Source organism: Streptomyces sp. NPDC059371, assembly GCF_042751995.1.
In the GTDB taxonomy this organism is placed as follows: Bacteria; Actinomycetota; Actinomycetes; order Streptomycetales; family Streptomycetaceae; genus Streptomyces.
This window is the reverse complement of the sequence record NZ_JBHYXD010000004.1, coordinates 189,871-208,507: the sequence shown is the minus strand read 5'-3', so window position 1 is coordinate 208,507 and position 18,637 is coordinate 189,871. Positions and strand designations below refer to the sequence as shown.

The window sequence follows — 18,637 nt, the reverse complement described above, 5'->3', positions numbered from 1 at the left end:
ACTCGTTCCCGCCGCCGTCTTCGCTCGCTCCGTCAGTGGCCGTCGATGACGACGTACTGGCCCTGCCCGTCGTAGTCGACACGGCAGTCCAGGTTGCCGTCTGCGGCGCAGTTCGGCAGGGCCCTGCCGCCCGCGTCGACGGTCGCGGTGACGCGGACCTGCCCGGCCCCGCCCTCCGACCGGTACACGACCGTGGAGGAGCCGTCGATCGGAACGACGGCGGCGTAGTTCGGGTAGAGGGCGCTGGGGTACTCCCCGCTGCCCTCCCGCGAGACGAGCCGCACTCCGGAGAACGGCAGGCGGGCGCCCGTCTTGATGCGCACCGCCGCTTCGCTCACGCCCGGGGCTCCGACCCCCGAGGGCTGGGCGCCGTTCCCGTTTCCGGAGCCGACGACGTTGTCGTGGCCGACGTTGAAGATGTCGCCGTCCGCGCGCTGGTACACGTTGTTGATGACGATCAGCGGGCCGTCACCCTCGTCGGCTGCGGCCGCGGCGGTGCCGGGAAGGGCGACGAGGGCGGAGACGAGCAGTGCGGCGGCCCTGGCGACTGTGCGGTTCACGGATCGTTCCTTCGCATGTGTTCCGGCGGGTTCAGACATGACCGTAGGAACCGCGCAACCGCTCGTGCCGCACCGTCGCTCACCCGGGTGGTGTCGCTGAGCCGATCGCCACATGCCGCCTTCGCGCGGAGCGCGGCATGTGGCCCGGGGTGGATACCACCGGGGGGTGGATACCACCGCTAGCCTCGGACAGTCGTCAGCTCAGGTTCTGGGCCCGGCGGCGGCGCACGACAAGGAGCGTGCCCGCACCCGTGACCAGCGCCGCGGCAGCCGCGCCCGTGATCGGCAGCGTCGAGGAGCCGGTCTCCGCCAGGTTGCCGCCGTTCGTCGCCGACCCGTTGCCGCCGGTCGACGACGACCCGCCGGCCGAGCCACTGGTCGAGCCGCCGGTCGTGCCGCCCGAGCCGCTGGTCGAGCTACCCGTCGATCCGGTCGAGCCGCCCGTCGAACCGGTCGACCCCCCGCCCGTGACATCCAACGTGATGTCGGCCTTGTCGTTGGCCTTGTCGTGGTCGAACGGCCGCGGTTCGGTGCTCAGCGCCACCGAGCCCCTGGCACCCGCCACTCGCTCGTCGATCTTCAGCTCGAATGTGTAGGTCTCTCCGCGGCCCTCGTCCAGCGACCGCATGCCGCAGACGTACGTCTTGCCCTTGGCCTTGCAGAACTGGCCCCGCTTGACGACCGATGTCCCGGCGGGAAGCGTGATCACGACACTGACGGACCGGTCACCCGGCCTGGGCTGAACCCAGGCGGGCCCGGCGTTGGTGAACGTCGCCTTCATCGTCACCGTGTCACCGACGCGCCCCTTCAACGCGGCCCCTGTCACCTGGTAGTCGGCCGTGTTGACGGCGGTGACGGGCACATCGACGACTCGCGCGGACCCCTCGCCCCCGGCCTGTCCCTCGACCAGTTTCAGCGCCGGTGCGGTTCCGGTCACCGGCGGGTAGCCGTTCTCGTCGACCCCGGGATCTGCGTCCCCGACCCGCGCGCGCAGCTCTTCGTTGAGCGCGCGGTCCAATACCTTGACGCGGATGGGCTTGTCGGTCGTGTAGACGGCGCCCGGTGCCACCGCCTGGTCGAACTCACACGCCGCGATCCACCTCTCGGGCATCTCGTCGTAGGACCGGACATGCTGTACACGGCAGTTGGAGGGAATCTCCGCGAAGTCGAGTCCCCGGGTGACGCCGTAGGAGACCCACACCTTCTCGGCTGCCTCAGTGCCCTTGTTCCCCACGGTGACCGGCACATCGAAGGTGTTTCCCGGCTTCACCCCGTCGATCGGCCTGAGACCTCCGACGACCAATTCGGACGCGGTCTCATCGCCGAAGGCGGCGGGAGCCGCGCCCAGCACGATCAGGCCGGCGGCGCCGAGGACGGCGACAGCGGCACGGGAGGCGCGACGGCTGCGCGGGGGTATCGGCATGGAGGAATCCTCTTACTGCGACGCGGGCGAACGGACGGTGTCTTCCAGGGGAAACATCCTTCGGTCGCTAGACTCCCGCCGATGCCGAAGGGTTGCACCGGTTACTTGTCACGCCATGCACGCCTGAGGGCTTCGAGTTCAAGGGCGGGAAAGTGTTCGCCCCATTTGCCTCGGTATCCGCTGACGCCGTACTCCCTCATCACCTCGTCGAAGCACCGAATCACCGCCTGGGCGACGGCTTCGAGGGACTGCCAACTCGACCAGATCTCAGTGCCCGCGTTGTCATGCTTGCCGCCGTCCGGCAGTTCCAGCACACGAATCCAGACGTCGTTACCTTCACGGAAGAAGATCCAGCGGTAGGCAGTCGGCTCCGCCTCGAACTGTGCACGGGTCTCCCCCTCCCCGGTGAGCAGGCGCGTCACGGCTGTCAGCAGGTCTTCCGGAGCTGTCGTGATGTCGGAAGCGGTGGTTTCGGCCTCAGCTTGAGCATCGGCCACCGTGCACTCGGCCCAGCCGTGTCCGCTCAGGGTCCAGACGAGACGCAGGTCAGCCATGGTCGCCGACCCTGCCTCGCGGCGAGGACACTTCGCCGACGGCCGCCGGGCCTCGGGGCACGGTGAACCACCCTGGCTGTACCTCGGTCAGCAAGGGCCCCAGCGCCTTCACCGCCGCTCGCAATTCATCCGAGGTGGGGGTCAGAGGCACGGGCAAGCTCTGCCCGTACCAGCGCAGTCGCCAGAGGTCGAAGATCTCCGTCCCGTCGGCTGCGAAGTCCACGTCGACCTCGCTGCCGTCCTGGGCCGTGAACCGGCACCCTGCCCCATGCACCTGGTACTCGTAGCCACTCGCTTCGCCGCGCCGGACGATCTGGCGCGACCGGACCAGCCGAGGATGTCCACCAGTCGTACGAGCGAGGGCATCGCCGCCCGGACGGCCTCCCCGGCGACGCCGAGAGCATTGACATAGCCGACCACCAGGTCACGTGCGGGGTTCACTCGCGGCCGCCCGCGGTCATGAGCCCAGAGCCGCACATCGCGTCACCCCTCGCGCCGACGTCAGGGATGCGATTGTTCCACGACGGGCGTGGACGCCATGTCCGGGCCAGGCGCTTCCGTCCGCGTCAAGTCCGCCAAGTCACAGGTCGGTCCCAGCGGGCCGCGGCCCTGGGCAGGGGCGTGGGGGCCGGTCGGCGGTGCGGGCACCGGGGTGTGCCTGTGGATGTGCGCTTCGCGTTCGACTGGGCGTGTAACAGGGGTGTACTACACGGCGGTTGGGCGGAACGACTGCTGGGGCCGGGTCGCTCTTGGTGCTCGGAAACGCTCGCCGCTACCGAGCAGCCGGCACCACCAACCCAGACCAAGGAAGAATCGATGCGCGTTCACAAGCTCACCTTCGCCGCCCTGGCCGTCGCCGCAGGCCTCTCGCTCACGGCCTGCCAGAACGGGGACGACGGTACGGGAAAGAGCGCACCGTCCGCCGGGTCCCATGAGTCCGCGCAGGGCGGCGGTTCGAGTTCGAGCGGTTCGGACCAGGGCAGCGGTTCGACCTCGGGCGGCTCGGATCAGAACGGCGGGTCGGGTACCGGAAAGGGCTCGACCGGAAAGGGCTCGAGCGCCGGGACCGGCGCCGACGCGAGCGGCAAGGTCGAACGGTGCCACACCGACGAGTTGGAGGTCACCGCGAAGGACGACACCATCGACGGCGACCCCGACGGCAACGTCGTGGTGGAATTCAAGAACGGCGGCGGCCGGGACTGCGCGATTTCCGGCTACGCGGGCGTCGACCTGAAGACGAATTCGGGAACGGTGTCCGCGAAGCGCACCGGTGCGTCGGCCGGACAGAGCATTCTCAAGAACGGGCAGTCGATCGCCTTCGCCGTCACCTACCCGCTCAACAAGACCGGCGGCTCCGGCGTCCGCATCACGGGCCTGCTGGTGACCCCGCCGAACGAGACCAAGACGGTCACCCTCGACTGGCCGGGCGGCGCCACCCTGCCCGTCACGGACGGATCCGGCGACCCGGTGAAGGTCGGCCCGATCGGAAGCGCCGGCCAGGGCGGCTGACCCGTACAACCATCCGGGCGTCACCTAGGGATTCGCCCCGATACCCGCGCCGCGGCGGCTTGCCTACCATCGTAGGTGGGGCTGAACTTCCGGTCCACCGATTCATTCCGCACCGAACCCGTGCGCTACGGAGGCCCGATGAAGGCGATCGCCCAGGACCGGTACGGCTCCCCCGACGTCCTGGAACTCAGAGAGGTCGATACGCCGGCGGTCGCCGACCACGAGGTCCTGGTGCGCGTCCACGCGGCCTCGGTCAACGCCCGGGACTGGCACCTCATGCGGGGCGATCCGTACCTGGCACGCCTGGCGCTCGGGATGAGCGGCCCGAAGACGAAGATCCGGGGCACGGACTTCGCGGGCCGGGTCGAAGCGGTGGGGAAGGCCGTGCGTCGGTTCCGCCCCGGCGACGAGGTGTTCGGCGAGGTGGAGGGCGCGTTCGCCGAGTACGTCTGTGCCCGGGACGACGTGGTGGAGCCGAAACCGGCCGCGCTGTCGTTCGAGCAGGCGGCCGCGCTCCCGCTCGCGGGGAACACCGCGCTGATGGGACTGCGTGACCTCGGTCAGGTGGGCCCGGGGCAGGAAGTACTGATCAATGGTGCGTCAGGCGGGGTGGGCACCTTCGCGGTACAGATCGCCAAGGCGTTCGGCGCGAAGGTGACCGGTGTATGCAGTGCGAGGAACACGGAACTGGTCCGGTCACTGGGCGCGGATCACGTCATCGACTACGCCCAGGCGGACTTCACCCGGAACGGACTGCGGTACGACGTCGTGTTCGACCTGGTGGGGAATCACTCGCTGGCCGAGTTGCGCCACGCGCTGAAACCCACAGGGACACTCGTTCTGTCCGGTGGGGGCGTATTCGAAGGCGGGAGCGTCATCGGACCGATGGCTCTCCTCGTCAAGGGGCAGGTGATGTCACGCTTCGCCCGCCACCGGCTCCTCGTCCTCACGGCGACACCGGGCAAGGAGAACCTGGCGACTCTGAGAGAGCTCGCCGACTCCGGGAAACTCACCCCTGCCATCGACCGCACCTACCCGTTGAGCGAAGCACCCGAAGCCATCCGGTACCTCGAAGGCGAGCACGCGCGCTCGAAGGTCGTCATCACCGTCTGACCGGGCGTTGGAGTCACGTCGTGCGTTGATCTTCCAGGTGGCAGCAGTGTGCAGTCGAGTGCAGTCGTGTGCAGCAGCGGGCGGTACGGGGCGGCTCGTCACGGGGGCGCCCCGGCAGGCGTACCCGGCATCACCCCCCTGGAGATCCGCTCCATGAATGCGCAACAGCCCTTCTCCTACGACGCGTTCATCGAGCTCGCCGCCGCTGATCCAGCCGTCGTCGGCCTCGTCCTCAAGGGGTCCCAGGCCCACGACGGCATGATCACCCCGTACTCGGACCACGACCTGTACGTGGTCGTCGCCGACGACACCGAAAACGGTCCGCCGCGGTTCGCCGGCCACCGGGGTCCCGGACTCGACCTCGTCGTCGTCACGCTCAGCGAGTTCCGTGGAGCCGGGATGCCGGATTGGGAGCGCTACGCCCTCGCCCGTGCCCGGATCGTGCTCGACCGGCTCGACGGAGACATCGCCCGCATCCTCGCCGACCGGGCACGGCTGAACGCCGATGAGGCGTACCGCGATTCCGCCGCGTGGCTCGACGCGTACGCCAACTCCCTCTGCCGCTCCGTCAAGAACCACCGGGACGGCCTGGCTCTCGCCGCCCGTCTCGACGCGGCCGACAGCATGCGGTTCCTGCTGGAGCTGCTCTTCGCGCTCGACCGCCGTCCCCGTCCGTACAACAAGTATCTGGAGTGGGAGCTCGCCCGGCACCCGCTGCCGGGCTGGGACACCGACGCGCTGCTCCGTGCCGTGGAGCGTGTCTCGGCCACGGGTGACGTATCCGCGCAACAGCACCTGTTCGCCCTCGTCGAGAAGACGGCCCGCGCGGCCGGACACGACGAGGTGCTGGACGCGTGGGGCGACAGCCTCGACCTCATGCGACCACCTGTCGGAGGTGCCGGCGGGTGACGAGGCGCCGGGTGGAGCGAGGCATGCGCTCGGCGGTGCACCGCTCGGGCGGAACGGATGATCACGATGCCGGTCACCTTTCGGATCGGCACGGTCGATCACGACGTCGGTCACCTTTCGGATGGGCACGGTCGATCACGACGTCGGTCACCTTTCGGATGGGCACGGTCGATCACGACGTCGGTCACCTTTCGGATGGGCACGGTCACCACGTGAGAGATCCGGCATCGGCTCCCGCGATGGTGCCCAGGGCCCTCCACATGGTCAGACCCGTCCCATGGTGCGACGCTGGATGGAAGAGGTATCCGTGGGCCACCGGGAGGGCCGATGGGACGCGACGTTCCGGCACTGGTCTTCACCCGCGAGGACCGGCGCCAGTACCGGATCAAGATGCAGGAGTGTCTCGACGCCTTCGCACAGATGCTGCGGGAGTCCCGGTTCGACGTGGAGCGGCCTCGGGTGGGCCTGGAGATTGAGCTGAACCTGACGGACACCGAGGCCGAGCCGACGATGCGGAACGCCGATGTGCTCGACGCGATCGCGGATCCCGCCTGGGACACCGAGCTGGGCCGGTTCAATCTGGAGATCAACATTCCGCCCCGGCGGCTGGTCGCGGGTGGCCCCGACGCCTGGGAGCAGGAGATCCGCGCCGCCCTGAACCACGCGGACGAGCGTGCCAGGACGATCGGCGTCCATCTGATCATGATCGGCATCCTGCCCACCCTGCGGGAGTCGGACGTCGGACCGGAGGCCCTGTCGGAGAACGCCCGCTACCGGCTGATCAACGAGCAGGTCTTCGCGGCGCGCGGCGAGGATCTGCTCATCGAGGTGGACGGGGTCGACCGGCTGCGGACCTATGCGGACACCATCACGCCGGAGGCCGCGTGCACGAGTACGCAGTTCCATCTCCAGGTGTCTCCTGAGCAGTTCGCCGACTACTGGAACGCGGCGCAGGCGATCGCCGGGGTCCAGGTCGCACTGGCGGCCAACTCGCCCTTCCTGTTCGGGAAAGAGCTGGCGCACGAGACCCGTATCCCGCTCTTCGAGCAGGCGACGGACACCCGCCCGCAGGAGATCAAGGCGCAGGGCGTACGGCCCCGGGTGTGGTTCGGCGAGCGGTGGATCAACAGCGTCTTCGATCTCTTCGAGGAGAACGTCCGCTACTTTCCGGCTCTGCTGCCCCTGTGCGAGGACCAGGATCCGACGCAGACGCTGGAGCGCGGGGACACACCGGAGCTGGCCGAACTCACCCTGCACAACGGCACGATCTACCGGTGGAACCGTCCCGTCTACGCCGTCTCCCAGGGCAGGCCGCACCTGAGGGTGGAGAACCGCGTGCTGCCCGCGGGCCCGACGGTCGCCGACACCCTCGCCAACGGCGCCTTCTACTACGGTCTGACCCGCGCGCTGGTGGAGGAGGACCGGCCGGTGTGGTCGCGGATGTCCTTCTCGGCCGCCGAGGACAACCTGCACACCGCGGCGCGGCACGGGATCGACGCCCGCCTGTACTGGCCCGGTGTGGGTGAGGTGCCGGCACCCGAACTCGTCCTGCGGCGGCTGCTGCCACTCGCCCACAAGGGCCTGGAGCTCACGGGCATGGACGAGGCCTGGCGGGAGCCGCTGCTCGGCATCATCGAGCAGCGGTGTGTCACCGCGCGCAACGGAGCGGTCTGGCAGAAGGAGATGCTGCACCGCTTCGAGGCGACGGACCACTGCGGCCGTCACGAGGCCCTGCGGCGCATGACCCGGCAGTACATCGACTACATGCACCTCAACGCACCGGTCCACACCTGGCCGGTGGACTGACGCACGGACCTCACAGTCACACATGGCTGGTGGGCTGACGCACGCACCTCGGTCGCATAGGGCCGGGCCCGGTGGATGACGCACGCACCTCAGTCACACATGGCCGGGGCCGGTGGGGCTGACCGCACCCACCTCAGCGCGTGGGCATCAGCCTGTCGCCATCTCCGACATGGTCTCGCGCACGATCCGCACCGCGCGTTCCGTGTCGGCGCGTGTCACGTCCAGGTGGAACACGAACCGCAGTTGGCCCGGGTATCCCGCGCACAGCAGGCCACGACGGGCCAGTCGGTCGCGCACCTCGTCGGTCTCGACTCCGGGGGCGGAAGCCGCGAAGACCATGTTGGTCCCGCTGGGCTCCATCGTCAGGCCGTCCACGTCCTTCAGGCTCTCGGCGAACAGCGCGGCGTGTGCGTGGTCGTCGGCGAGCCGGGTCACATGGTGGTCGAGCGCGTGGAGTGCCGCGGCCGCCAGGACGCCGGCCTGCCGCATCCCGCCGCCCAGGACCTTGCGCCAGCGCCGCGCCTCGGCCACGAACTCCCGCGATCCGACGAGCGCCGAGCCGACCGGCGCGCCCAGGCCCTTGCTGAAGCAGACCGACACGCTGTCGAAGTGGCCGGCGATCAGCCGTGCCCGCTCGTACGGATCGCCCCCGCCGGCCACCGCGGCGTTGAACAGCCGCGCCCCGTCCAGGTGTGTGGCGAGTCCGTGCTCGCGGGCCACGTGCGTGGCGGTCTTCAGGTAGTCCATCGATACGGCGCGCCCACCGATGGTGTTCTCCAGGCAGAGCAGGCGCGTGCGGGCGAAGTGCGCGTCGTCCGGCTTCACGGCCGCCGCGATGTCCAGGGGGTCCAGCGTCCCGTCCGCCCGATGCGGCAGCGGCTGAGGCTGAATGCCTCCGAGTACGGCGGCGCCACCGCCCTCCCACCGGTACATGTGGGCCATCTGGCCGGCGATGTACTCGTCTCCGCGGCCACAGTGGGTCAGCAGAGCGCAGAGGTTGCTCTGCGTGCCCGAGGAGACGAACATCGCGGACTCGAATCCGAGCAGCCCGGCGATCCGCTCCTGCAGCGCGTTGACGGTGGGATCGTCACCGAAGACGTCGTCGCCGACCTCGGCCTCGGCCATCGCCCGGCGCATCGCCGGGCCGGGCCGGGTGACGGTGTCGCTGCGCAGGTCGATGAGGTGACCGGGCTCGTCATGGGCGGCCTCGGCCGCGTTCACGGCGCGGGAGACATCGACGGCGTCGGCGGCACGGGCGGCATCAGTGGTGGGCACACACATACTCTGCCACGCCAGGAGCGGCGTCGAGTGCCGGGGTGACGGAGCCCCGGAGATCCAGCCGCACAACCCTCGGAGCGAGGCGGACGTCTTCTACCACCCGCACTCCGGTGACCATGCCGCTGTCACGGTCCTCCCGACCCTCGAGGCCGCGCTCACGGACCCGACAAGCCCCTGCTCCTGGATGAAACTCCGTTACGACTGAGGCCAGTTGGGCGCAGCCCGGCCGTGCCGCTCCCCCGGCCGTCGCCTTCACCGCGTCCGGTACGCGCTCACCGTACGCACGTCGTTCGCCCGCCGTACGCCTTGCCCGTGTCTGATTGCGAGCGGTCGTGGACACGACAGGGTGCAATCCGGCGCAGGAGTGCAATTCTGTGTGTCCACCGCCGTCTCACTCTGGGTCGCACGCCCGGTGCCCCGGGCTGACAACGTTGTCTCCCGGTGAGGCCCGCCGGACCGTGCGTGCGTACGAGCGACGCTGGAGAGGTTACGTGCCCAACAGATCCCGTCCCCCCGTGCCCCGTGTGATCCTTCCGGGGACCGCCCGAAGCAGCCGTCGGCCGTTGCGCGCGACAGTCGTCGCACTGCTCACCGGGGCGCTCGCCCTCGCCGCGCCCGTCGGCGGTACGGCTGCCGCGGTGCCCTTCCCCGTCACGGCAACGTCGTCCGGCGGGGCATCGGACGGCACGGACTACACGAAGCTCGTCGACCCCTTCGTATCGACCGCGGGCGACGACGGCAACGACCTGCCGGGAGCCCAGGCGCCGCACGGTCTGGCCAAGGTCAACCCGATGACCACGCCGGACCGGAACCACTCCGGGTACGACTACGACGAGGACCACATCGCCGGATTCACGGCCACGGACCTCGACGGCGTCGGCGGCTCGGGAGGCGGTGGTGACCTGCTCGTCGTCCCGACGTCCGTCCGGTACGACAAGCGCCCCTCGCCCAGCACGTACGCGCACACGTACAGCCACGACGACGAGAGCGCGACACCCGGCTCCTACCAGGTGGGGCTCGGAGCCATGTCCGGAACCGCCTCGTCGGTGACGCGGGACTCCGGCACCATCAAGGCAGAGGTGACCGCGACGACCCGCACGGCGCTGGAACGGTACGGCTTCCCTTCCGGGTCGGACCCCGAACTCGTCCTCGACCTGGCGAACAACTTCACCAGCCGTACCCGCTCGACCCTGAAGGCGACGACGCTCCCGGACGGGACCGCCTCGATCAGCGGGCTCATCGCGGGGTCCTTCAACGGCGCCTCGTACCAGCTCTTCTACCACGCCACCACGAACGTCCCCGTGGCCTCCCTCAAGAGCTGGGGCAACGACGGCAAGCTGAGCGACGCCACCGCACAGGACGGCAAGGACACCGGCGCCGTCCTCGCGTTCGACCCGGCCGCCGGGGACGACATCGAACTGCGCGTCACCCTGTCACCGATCAGCGCCGAACAGGCCGCGACCGACCAGCTCGGCGAAGTCGGCCACCTCACCTTCGACCAGGCGCGCGCGCGGACGCGGGCCGACTGGAACCGTGCGCTCGGGGCCGTCGACGTACAGGCCTCCGCGCAGTCCGATCCCGGGTCGACCCTGACCAAGGAGTTCTACACGCACCTCTACCGCATGTACGCGCTGCCGGTGAACGCCACCAGCACCAGCGGGACGTACCGCGGCGTGGACGGGGCGGTGCACAAGACGAACGGCTTTACGTACTACGACGGTTGGTCCACCTGGGACGACTTCCGCAAGTACTCCGTCGAGGCGTACATCGACCCGTCCACCTACCGGGACATGGTGCAGTCGCTCGTCGAACTCTTCGCCGACGCGCACACCGCCGGCAAGAGCCTCGGCAGTCTCACCCACTCGGTCCCGACCGTGCGCTGGGAACGCTCGGCCGTGCTCGTCGCCGACGCGCTGTCCAAGGGCTACAAGGACTTCGACCGGCTCGACGAGGCCTATCCCGCGCTGCTGTCGTACGCCGGGTACTACACGGGGGCGCAACTGCGCCAGGGTTACGTCACCGGGGATCCCGGTACGACCGTCCAGCGCGGCTACGACCAGTGGGCGCTCTCCGTCATCGCCGACGCGCTCGGCAGGAAGGCCGACGCTGCAAAACTGCGCACGCAGTCGACCATGGCGATCGACAACCTCGTGAAGTCCGGCGCCTGGACCGCGGCCGACGGCACCGGGGTCGGTCTGCTCACCCCGCGCGCCGCGAGCGGCGACTGGCAGAGCGCGGACTACGAGAGGTTCGAGGCGGCGGGCCTCTACCAGGGCACGCTCTGGCAGTACCACTGGTACGACGCCTACGACATGGGCGGCCTCATCGAGGCCATGGGCGGCGCGAAGGCGGGCAAGGCCGCCGTGGAGCACATGTTCGGCGAGGACTCCGGCGCCGACGACGGCTCGGCCATGCTGCACTCCAACGCGAACGAGATCGACCTGCAGGCCCCGTACCTCTTCAACTACGTCGGTGAGCCGAGCCTGACGCAGAAGTGGGTGCGCGCGATCTACACCGGCACGACCTGGAACCGCTACATCGCGACCGGTTCCTCGAACGAAGCCCCCAGCTCCGGCGGCGAGTTCCGCCCGCCTGTCAGGACCCAGGTCTACAAGCTCTCCCCCAAGGGCTTCCTGCCGACCATGGACAACGACGCCGGCACCATGTCGACGATGTTCGTCGGCGCCGCGCTGGGCCTGTTCCCGGTGACCGCCGGTTCCAGCCAATTCCAGATCGGCAGCCCGTTCTTCGACTCCACGACGATCCGCTACGCGAACGGCGCCCGGTTCACGGTGAAGGCCGACGGGGTGTCGCCCGACAGCTACTACGTGCAGAGCGCGACCCTCAACGGCAAGCGTTTCGGCGACACTTGGCTCGACTACTCGCAGATCGTCTCGGGCGGGACCCTGGAATTCACCATGGGCTCCAAACCCTCCCCGTGGGGCGCGAGGACGAAGCCCGCCTACTCGCTGAACACCGACGCGGGTGACACTGGTGGCGGCGGCACGGGAGCGGGCCGGGGCGACACGGTCGTCACCGCCGACCCCGGCACCGTGGACACGCGGGAGGACGGCACCGTCGACGGCGCTGTGAAGCTCACCCTGTCCGGGCCCGCGGAGTTCGCCGCCCGCAGGGGCACCAGCCTGACCAGGACGGGCGCGGCGACCGTGACGGGCCTGCCGGGCGGAGTCACGGCGGATCTCCGCGTCAGCGGCTCGCGTACGGCGACGCTGTCACTGAGCGGCGGCACACAGGCCGACGCCCGCCTCGGCATCACGTTCCAGGACGCGGCCTTCGCCAACGGCGTCCGGGCCGCGACGGTGCGCGGCACCGGGATATCGCCGACCGACCCGCTCGTCCTCTCCGCCGCCGCGGTGCATCGCGAGGCGCTCGGCGCACTCGTCGACCAGGCCTCTCTGGTGCGCACCGGCAACTACTCCGACGGCTCGTGGACGGTGTTCCGGGCCGCGCTGGAGCGGGCGCGGACCGTCCTCGGGGACATCACCTCCGCGACGGGCACGATCATGGCGGCGGACGACGCGCTGCGCTCCGCCGCCGACGCGCTCACCATCGACGAGGGCGGCTACGCCGTCCTGCAGGCCGAGGACCCCGACCAGAAGGAGGGCCCCAGCCTCGTCAGCGAGCGGAACAACTCCGACGGCGACCTCGGCGGCGTCACCGAGGGGGCGTGGGAGCGGTTCAGCAGGCTGGACTTCGGCGGGGTCGCGCCGCGCAGCGTCTCGGTCCGCTACGCCAACGCGCAGGCCACCACGGCGAAACCGAGCAGCGTCGACATCCACGCCGGCGCCGCCGACGGCCCCGTCGTCGCGACCGTCCAGCTCCCCGGAACCGGCGGCTGGCAGTACTACAACACGGTGCGGGCGGCCGTCACCGACCCGGACGCCCTGCTGGGCGCGTCGAGCGCGACGTTCGTCTTCCACGCACCGTCCGGACAGCAGTGGGTGTCGAACTTCGACTGGTTCCAGTTCTCTCCGTACGAGGCCTCCTCGTCCTCCACGACGACGCTCGCTACGCTGACCGCACCCGACAGCACGACGACCGGCGGCGGTTCGCTCCCGCTCGACCTCGCGAACGGCATCTTCGAGAACACGACCGATGGTGCGTGGGCCGAGTGGAAGGACACCGACCTCCGCGACGGGGCCGACACGGTCACCGTCCGCTACGACAAGCCCCGGTCGCGCGCGGCGTCGGACTCGCACATCGAGTTGCACCTCGGCTCGAAGGACGGCCCGAAGAGGGTCGACATCCCGCTCGACTACAGCGGATCGGGCTGGGGAACCGTCGCCACCACGACCGTGCGGCTCGATCCGGGCCTCTTCAGCGGCGTCCAGGACGTGTACGCCGACTTCGTCTCCAGTACTCAGACGGCCTCGCAGCCCTACGTCGCCAACGTCTACGCGCTGACACTCACTCAGGAAGCCGACGCGCCCTTGGCGTTCGACGCAACCGCGTTCCGCTCCAACAGCGGCGGCGGGCTCAAGAGCGAGCCGGCCGGCTGGACCGGCGCGGGATCCACCACCGACCTCGGCGGCACCTACGACGGAGCCTGGCTCGACTACGGCGACCTCGACTTCGGCGGCTCCGCGAAGAGCACCGTCACGATCACGTATGTCAACAACTCCGCCCGCTGCGGCACCGGTTCGGCCATCCAGCTCTACCTGGACTCCTTCGACGCGGCCGCCCCCGGAACGCCGTACGCGACCGTCCCCCTGCCGGTCACGGGTGCCGCCTGGTCGTCGGGAGGGACGACGAGCCTGACCCTGCCGAAGACGATCACCGGCACGCACGCCGTCCATCTGCGGCTGGTGACCACCCCGGACTCCTCACACCCGTATGTCGCGAACCTGGGGCGGATCACCTTCACCCATGTCGAGACGCCCGCCGTCACGGACAAGTCCGCCCTGCGCAAAGCGATCGACCAGTACGCGGATCTCTCCGCCCACCCGGAGCGCTACGACACGATCGACTTCGGTGTGTACCGGCGCGAACTCGCCGCCGCACGCACCCTCGCCGAAGCCGACGCCGTGACCCAGCTCGAGGTCGACACCCGGACCCGCGGTCTCACCCTCGCCGCAAGGCAATTGATCCCGCTCCCGAGGCTGAGGCTGGAGGACCTGGTCGCGACCGCGTCGGGCCTCGACGACGCGCGCTACACGGACACGTCGTGGACGGCGTTCACCGAGGCACTCGCCGCGGCCAGGACCGCGGTCGCGGACGAGACCCTCACGGCACGGTACGCCGCGCTCGACCACGCGCGCGCCGCGCTCACCACCAGGCCCGACGCGGTGCCCGCCGCGCCCGCGGCCGTGTCGGCGACCTCGTCCGGCACGAGCGTGACCGTCGCCTGGTCCGCCCCCGGGGACACCGGCGGCTCACCGGTCACCGGCTACAAGGTCACCCTCGACGACGGCCACCAGGTCGAGATCCACGATCCGGACAGCCGGCGCACCACGTTCACCTGGCTTCGGTACGGCAGGTCGTACACGGCGCGCGTCCGGGCGGTGAACGCCGTCGGTACCTCACGGCCGAGCCCCGCCACGGCCCCCGTAGTGACCGGCGGCGGCAAGCCGCAGAAGCCGGCCGTGACGAGCGTGATCACCGACGGCGAACGGGTCCGCGTGACCTGGCGGGCGGCCGGCGACGGCGGATTCCCGGTCATCGGCTACACCGTGGCCCTCGACGACGGAACCACCGCACACGTTCCCGCCACGACGAACACCACCCTCCTCGCGTCCGCCGGCAAGGCGAAGGCACATACGGCGACGGTCACGGCGGTCACCCTGGCCGGAACCTCGGCCGACTCCGTCGCGCGCGCCTCGGAGACGGCGGCGGATGCTGCGGAGTCCTCCGACCCGGCGTACGAGCCCTCCCCCTTCCCGGACGACACGCTGAACGCGACCTACACGTCGGACAGTTGGCCGAAGACCGGCGACGGAAGCGACTACTTCGACAACCTGCTCAACGGTGTCGACGATCTGCACACCGACATCCTCGGCACCAACACCAAGGTTCCGAACGGCACTTCACCCACGGCGGAGAACGACAGAACGGCCCTGGCCATCAACAACGCCGCCACACAGAAGGAGGTGGACCGCGCCGAGGTCGACGCGACACACAGCGCCACCGTCACGATGGCCGACGGCCTCGGCTCCCGGCTCGGCCGGATCTACGGCGACGCCCTGAACGGCGGCCGGCTGCCCAAGACGAGCGCACTGTTCTCCCGTGTCACCAGGAGCCTCGACGAGGTCGACGCGGCGAAGAACCACTACGGCTACCAACGCCCTTACGTACGGCTCGGGTTCGTCGGTGACGGCGGTGCCGTCCACGAGTCTCGGGACGGCTCGTACAGCAGCCTCGCCACCAGCGGCTCGTACCCGAGCGGCCACACCTACGGCGGGTACGAAGCCGGGACCGTGCTCGCCACGCTCCTGCCGGAACTGGCACCGTCGATCCTCGCGCGCACCTCGGAATACGGGGACAACCGCGTCGTCCTCGGGTTCCACTACCCCCTGGACGTCATGGGCGGCCGCATCACGGGACAGGCAACCGTGGCACACCGTTGGGCGGACCCCGAGTTCCGGAAACTGCTGATGCAGGCCCACACCGAGATCGAGAACGTGCTGCTCGCGCGGTGCGCGCGGGAGGGGTACGGCGACACGCTCACGGCCTGCGCGGGGGACTCCTACGCCGGCCTGAGCACGACGCAGGACGTCGGCCTGTACACACGGCGCCTCACCTACGGGTTCTCCCAGGTCGCGAAGTCCGGGCAGACGCTCAGGACACCGGCCGACGCGGCGGCCCTGCTGATCACCGCCTTCCCGGACCTGACCACCGAGCAGCGCGTCCAGATCCTGGAGCAGACCGCGACGGACTCCGGGTATCCGCTCGACCTCACCGCGGACGGCGGAGCGAGCTGGCAGCGGATCAACCTGGCGGCCGCCATGGCGGCACACGTCGTCGTGGGCGCGGACGGGTCGGTCACGGTGACCGACTTCGCGGACGCCACCAAGGCGAGTGTCGCCGACGCCCGCGCGATCAAGGTGGGCGGCGTCCCGATCGACGGCTTCGATCCGGAGGTGTCCACGTACGTCGTCGACTGGCCGAAGAACAAGAGGATCCCGGCCGTCTCCGCCGTACCGGCCGAGTCCGGCGCGCGGGTGCGGGTGACCGCCGGCGGGTCGGTCCTCTCCTCGACCAAATCCCGGTTCACCAGCCGCACCGTCAGGGTGACCTCGGCCAACGGTTCGTTCACCCGGACCTACACGGTCGGGTTCCGGCTCACGGACCGGGACGACCGGCCGGTCGCGGCCGGCGGCAACGGCGGTGCCCGCGACGGCGGTGGATCCGGCCCGGGGCTCCCCGGCGGCGGAGGATCCGGCCCCTCCGGCGGCACGTACCTCTGGTCGCCGGAACGGGAGTGGGCCGAGCGCCTGGGCGTCCCGGGGGCGGAGGGCACCATGTGACCGTCGAACCGTGGGCTCCCGGCGGTTCAGAATCCGATGGCCTCCCGGAGCAGCAGGACGGTGGTGCGTCCCGGGTGGGGTTCCGCGTTGAGGACGAGAAGGCGATTGAGCGCGCTCGGCACGCCGTAGACCTTCATGGCGCGCTCGTCCTCCAGCGGCACGCAGTACTCGTCGACGCGGCGCAGCGCGGTGTCCAGGTCGGGCACCACCTTCTGTGCTCCGACCAGCAGGATCACCCGGGGCGCGGCGCCCGCGTAGGCGGGCAGTTGGCTTCCGCTGGCGGACGCGGCCACCAGGGAGCCGGTCTCGGTGACCGCGGCGACGCTGCCCACCACGACGTCGGGGCAGGCGAGCATCCGCCAGATCTCGGCCATCCGGGTCGTCCGGTCCATGGCCGTTCCGCGTGCTTTGACGGAGTCGTACCGCCCGCTGTCGTTGATGTCCTCGTCGATGCCGGACAGCCGGAGGGTCTCGCTGGCCACGGTGAACACGGCGGCTCCCTCGGGGATCAGGTCCTTGACGCGGGCCCGCGCCGCGGTGGCGTCGTCGAGGATCTCGACGTCGAAGTTCTTCTCCTTCAGCGCGGCGGCCACCCGCTCCAGTCGCTCGTCGGTGGCCGGGGCGGTGAAGGAAGGCTCCGGGGTCGCGGGTGTCTTCGGGGTCGCGGGTGTATTCGGGGTCGCGCGTGTCTCCGGGGTCTGCGTGGTCGCCGAGGTCTCCGGGATCGAGGCAGTCATGATGTCTCCGGCCTTCCAGTCCGCTGGATGATGAGTCATGTGTCGCTGTCACCCCTTCGACAAGACAGGCCCGCGCAATGTGAGGTGCCGCTCCGGCCTCACATTCCGGTGCGCTGTCTTGTCGGAGGGGTGACAGCGGATGCGACCGAGGGAGTTGTCGACACCATGACCACCCGATCCGAGCCAGGACAGGGCCGGCCCGATCCGGGCCTGGACGCGATCGTGAGCGAGCGGCACCACCTGATCAATCTCGCCTACCGGCTGCTGGGCTCCCTGACCGAGGCCGAGGACGCCGTCCAGGAGACGTACACCCGCTGGTACACCATGTCCCGGCAGGAGCAGGACGCCATCGAGTCCCCCGGCGCGTGGCTGACGACCGTCGCCAGTCGCGTCTGCCTCAACGTGCTCGGCTCGGCACGCGTCCGGCGGGAGACCTACGTGGGTGAGTGGATCCCCGAGCCGCTGCCCGGGCGCGCGGAGTGGATCAGCGGGCGGCCGGGGGGATCCGTCGTCGACCCGGCCGACCGGGTCACCCTGGACGAGTCGGTCAGTCTGGCGTTCCTGGTCGTGCTCGAATCGATGACCCCGGCCGAGCGGGTCGCGTTCGTCCTGCACGATGTCTTCTGCCACTCGTTCGCCGAAGTGGCCGAGATCGTCGGCCGTACGCCGGCGGCTTGCCGTCAGCTCGCCTCCTCGGCCCGTCGCCGTGTCCGGGCCGCCCGGCCGCCCGCGGGCCCGGCGGCCCGGAGCACCGGTGTCGTCAGTGCCTTCAAGGACGCGTGGGAGGCCAAGGACATCGACGCCCTGATCGGCCTGCTCGACCCCGACGCCACCGCGATCGCCGACGGCGGCGGTCTCGCCCAGAGCTTCCTGCACCCCATCGAGGGCGGCGAGCGGATCGCGCACGCCTGGGCCGGGCTCGCCGACCGGAGGCGGGACGGCATGACGCTCCTGGAACGTACCGTCAACGGTCAGCCGGGCCTGGTGGCCCAGCAGGACGGCGTCATCGTGACGGTGCTCGCGTTCGAGGTCGCGGGCGACCGGATCAGACACATCTGGGTCATGCGCAACCCCGAGAAACTGCGTCGCTGGACCACGGGCTGAGCGCGTCCGGTCCCGCGTCCGCCCCGCGTCAGCCCCGCCCGGCGTCTCGTCCGACGAACGTGCGTTGCCCTGGTGACGTGGGGGCGCCCGGCCCCCGCGCGCGCCGGGCGCGCCCGCGCGCGGGCGGGCTGGGGGGGGCGCCCGGGGGCGCGCGGGCGGC

12 protein-coding genes are annotated in these 18,637 nt (G+C 70.3%); 6 read left to right on the top strand and 6 right to left on the bottom strand.

Translation table 11 applies throughout. The features are described from left to right. Positions 1-32 precede the first annotated feature (32 nt). From ACFXGX_RS04480 to ACFXGX_RS04465, 4 genes are all read right to left on the bottom strand, one after another. Positions 33-560, bottom strand: coding sequence for a hypothetical protein (locus ACFXGX_RS04480; RefSeq protein ID WP_384784562.1), 528 nt, complete (start codon positions 558-560; stop codon positions 33-35). A 196-nt stretch (positions 561-756) separates the two neighbouring features. Beyond that, a complete protein-coding gene (locus ACFXGX_RS04475) occupies positions 757-1,983 on the bottom strand; it encodes a hypothetical protein (RefSeq protein WP_384784560.1) in 1,227 nt (408 codons plus the stop codon). A gap of 101 nt (positions 1,984-2,084) precedes the next feature. Further along, positions 2,085-2,537: a hypothetical protein gene (locus tag ACFXGX_RS04470; RefSeq protein WP_384784558.1), complete on the bottom strand. Its 453-nt coding sequence runs from the start codon at positions 2,535-2,537 to the stop codon at positions 2,085-2,087. Further along, the gene (locus ACFXGX_RS04465) at positions 2,530-2,850 is read right to left on the bottom strand and encodes a DUF6896 domain-containing protein (protein WP_384784596.1); all 321 of its coding nucleotides are present in this window, start codon (positions 2,848-2,850) and stop codon (positions 2,530-2,532) included. The genes ACFXGX_RS04470 and ACFXGX_RS04465 overlap by 8 nt, the downstream gene beginning before the upstream one ends. Positions 2,851-3,353: 503 nt before the next feature. Between ACFXGX_RS04465 and ACFXGX_RS04460 the strand changes: the two genes are divergently transcribed. The 4 genes from ACFXGX_RS04460 to ACFXGX_RS04445 all read left to right on the top strand — a co-directional run bounded on the left by ACFXGX_RS04460 (position 3,354) and on the right by ACFXGX_RS04445 (position 7,874). Further along, positions 3,354-4,046: a DUF4232 domain-containing protein gene (locus ACFXGX_RS04460; protein ID WP_384784556.1), complete on the top strand. Its 693-nt coding sequence runs from the start codon at positions 3,354-3,356 to the stop codon at positions 4,044-4,046. Positions 4,047-4,184: 138 nt separating this feature from the next. Next, on the top strand, positions 4,185-5,159 hold the full coding sequence (locus tag ACFXGX_RS04455) for an NAD(P)-dependent alcohol dehydrogenase (RefSeq protein WP_384784554.1): 975 nt from the start codon (positions 4,185-4,187) through the stop codon (positions 5,157-5,159). Positions 5,160-5,312: 153 nt separating this feature from the next. Next, the gene (locus ACFXGX_RS04450; RefSeq protein ID WP_384784552.1) at positions 5,313-6,068 is read left to right on the top strand and encodes a hypothetical protein; all 756 of its coding nucleotides are present in this window, start codon (positions 5,313-5,315) and stop codon (positions 6,066-6,068) included. Between the two features lie 327 nt (positions 6,069-6,395). Then, on the top strand, positions 6,396-7,874 hold the full coding sequence (locus tag ACFXGX_RS04445) for a glutamate--cysteine ligase (RefSeq protein WP_384784550.1): 1,479 nt from the start codon (positions 6,396-6,398) through the stop codon (positions 7,872-7,874). Positions 7,875-8,021: 147 nt separating this feature from the next. Here the strand turns inward: ACFXGX_RS04445 and ltaE are convergent, their stop codons facing one another. Then, positions 8,022-9,149, bottom strand: coding sequence for a low-specificity L-threonine aldolase (ltaE, locus tag ACFXGX_RS04440; RefSeq protein ID WP_384784548.1), 1,128 nt, complete (start codon positions 9,147-9,149; stop codon positions 8,022-8,024). A gap of 494 nt (positions 9,150-9,643) precedes the next feature. Between ltaE and ACFXGX_RS04435 the strand changes: the two genes are divergently transcribed. Continuing rightward, positions 9,644-16,636, top strand: coding sequence for a glycoside hydrolase domain-containing protein (locus ACFXGX_RS04435; protein ID WP_384784546.1), 6,993 nt, complete (start codon positions 9,644-9,646; stop codon positions 16,634-16,636). Positions 16,637-16,662: 26 nt separating this feature from the next. Here the strand turns inward: ACFXGX_RS04435 and ACFXGX_RS04430 are convergent, their stop codons facing one another. Then, complete coding sequence (locus ACFXGX_RS04430) at positions 16,663-17,373, bottom strand: LUD domain-containing protein (protein ID WP_384784544.1); 711 nt, start codon at positions 17,371-17,373, stop codon at positions 16,663-16,665. Between the two features lie 165 nt (positions 17,374-17,538). Here ACFXGX_RS04430 and sigJ point away from each other — a divergent pair, with 165 nt between their 5' ends. Further along, positions 17,539-18,477, top strand: coding sequence for an RNA polymerase sigma factor SigJ (gene sigJ / locus ACFXGX_RS04425; protein WP_384784542.1), 939 nt, complete (start codon positions 17,539-17,541; stop codon positions 18,475-18,477). The last annotated feature ends 160 nt before the right edge of the window (positions 18,478-18,637 follow it).